This is a genomic window from Streptomyces sp. (genome assembly GCF_031181705.1).
Lineage (GTDB): Bacteria > Actinomycetota > Actinomycetes > Streptomycetales > Streptomycetaceae > Streptomyces.
On record NZ_JAPSKN010000045.1, the window covers coordinates 20,463 to 22,151 of the forward strand.

The following is a 1,689-nucleotide window of genomic DNA, read 5'->3' on the forward strand; positions in this document are numbered from 1 at the left end:
CCTCCTCGGCGACCTGCCCCTGCCGCCGCAGCCGCCCGTACCCGAACTCCTCCTGCCCGTGCGTGAGGATCACCCCGACCACCGGCCGAGCGGGCACCTCGGGGGCGCGGGCCGCCAGGTCCTCCACCGGTTCGCTGTCGGGCGCGTCCCGGGGCAGCACCCGGTGGAAGCCGGTCACGGCCGCGCTGCCGGGATCGATCACCGAGGTGCCGACGGCGATCCGCACACAGTGCGCGAACCGCCGGTGCAGTTCCTCGACCCGCGGCCCGTGCAGCGGGCCGCAGGACGAACACCAGGTGGCTGTAGTGAGCAGCACCCTGCGCGGTCGCGTGCCCCGGTGTGTCCGCACACGCCCTGAGTGCCCGCCCACCCGGGTGGGCAATCAGGGCATCACGCGCATATGACTCACTGTCCTTGGGCGTAGGAACCGCTGCCGGCGGTACCGGGCACGACCTGGACCGGCGAGTCGGCGAGTCGGCGAGCCCGGGAGAGTTCTCCGGGGCGGCGGCCCGCCCCCGCCGCCGGTCAGCCGGAGAAGCGGGCCGTGCCCGTCAGCACGCGGACGTCGAGGTCGGTGACCTCGTTCGCGGTCAGGCGCGCGGTGAACGCGGCCCGCACCCGCTCCACGGCGTCCGGAGACAGCCCGTCGAGCATCCGGCGCGTCCCGCTGCCGGTGGCCAGGGTCCAGGCGGTGTCCGGGGACAGCGGGGCGTCGAACCGCCGCCGGCTGACCCGCGGCGCGCTCCCGCCCAGGTCCGTGAGCCAGGCCGCGAGCGTGTCGGCGGTGTCGATCCGGGCCAGCTGGTCGCGTTGCGGCGGGCGGGGCTGGTGGCGTTCCGTCTCGACGGCGCCCACGAGCGCCGACTGCCAGCCGCCGAGCGCCCCCTTCTCCCAGACGGTCACGACGAACCGGCCGCCGGGGCGCAGCATCCGCGTCAGCGCGGCGGAGTCGCGGTCCATGTCCGGGAAGAAGAACACGCCGAGCGCGCACATCACGACGTCGTAGCCGGCACCGGGCACGGGCCAGGAGGTCACCTCGTGCCGGTGGAAGCGGATGTTCTCCAGGCCCTCCTCACGCGCCCGGCGCTCACCGATCGCCAGCAGCCCGGCCGCGAGGTCCACGGCGTCCACCCGGCCCGCCGGTCCGACGGCCCGGGCGGCCGGCAGCGCCGACGCACCGGCCCCGCAGCAGGCGTCCAGCACCGACTCGCCGACGGCCGGGGCGGCCACGGCGGCGGTGGCCGCGCCGATCGGGTCCCACAGCACCGGCGACCACTGGTGGAACTGCTCCGCCCCCGCGCTGAAGACGTCCCCGACGGTGTTCTCTCCGGTGGTCACACGCATCCGTCCCCTCGTCGTATGGCCGCAGAGTCTAGATTCGACGGCTCGTGTCCGCACGGTGATTACCGCAGGCGGATGCGGCGGTATGCCGAGAAGCCCCAGGACGGGCGGGCCCGGACCCGCGGGCCGGGGCCGGCGGGCCGCGAGCTTCGGGGCGCGACCTCGCCCCCCGGCGCACAGGCGCCCCCCGGCCGGCCTTCCGGCCTCACCGCCCCCGTCCGGCCCTGGCCGTGCGGCCCGGGAGTGCCGCCCGGTCCGGCCGGCGGTCTCGCCGCCCAGTTCCCGGCCCTGCCTGTCTGGTCGGCGGCCTCGGGGTCCGGCTCGCGGGTCTGCCGTCCGGCCGGCGGC

1 protein-coding gene and 1 pseudogene are annotated in these 1,689 nt (G+C 76.7%); both read right to left on the minus strand.

Features of this window, described 5'->3' with window-relative positions:
* Positions 1-305 (minus strand): annotated as a pseudogene (locus tag RIN80_RS11845) (polysaccharide pyruvyl transferase family protein); the annotation flags it as partial.
* 220 nt (positions 306-525) lie between these two features.
* Positions 526-1,338, minus strand: coding sequence for a class I SAM-dependent methyltransferase (locus tag RIN80_RS11850; RefSeq protein WP_309095516.1), 813 nt, complete (start codon positions 1,336-1,338; stop codon positions 526-528).
* Positions 1,339-1,689: the final 351 nt, after the last annotated feature.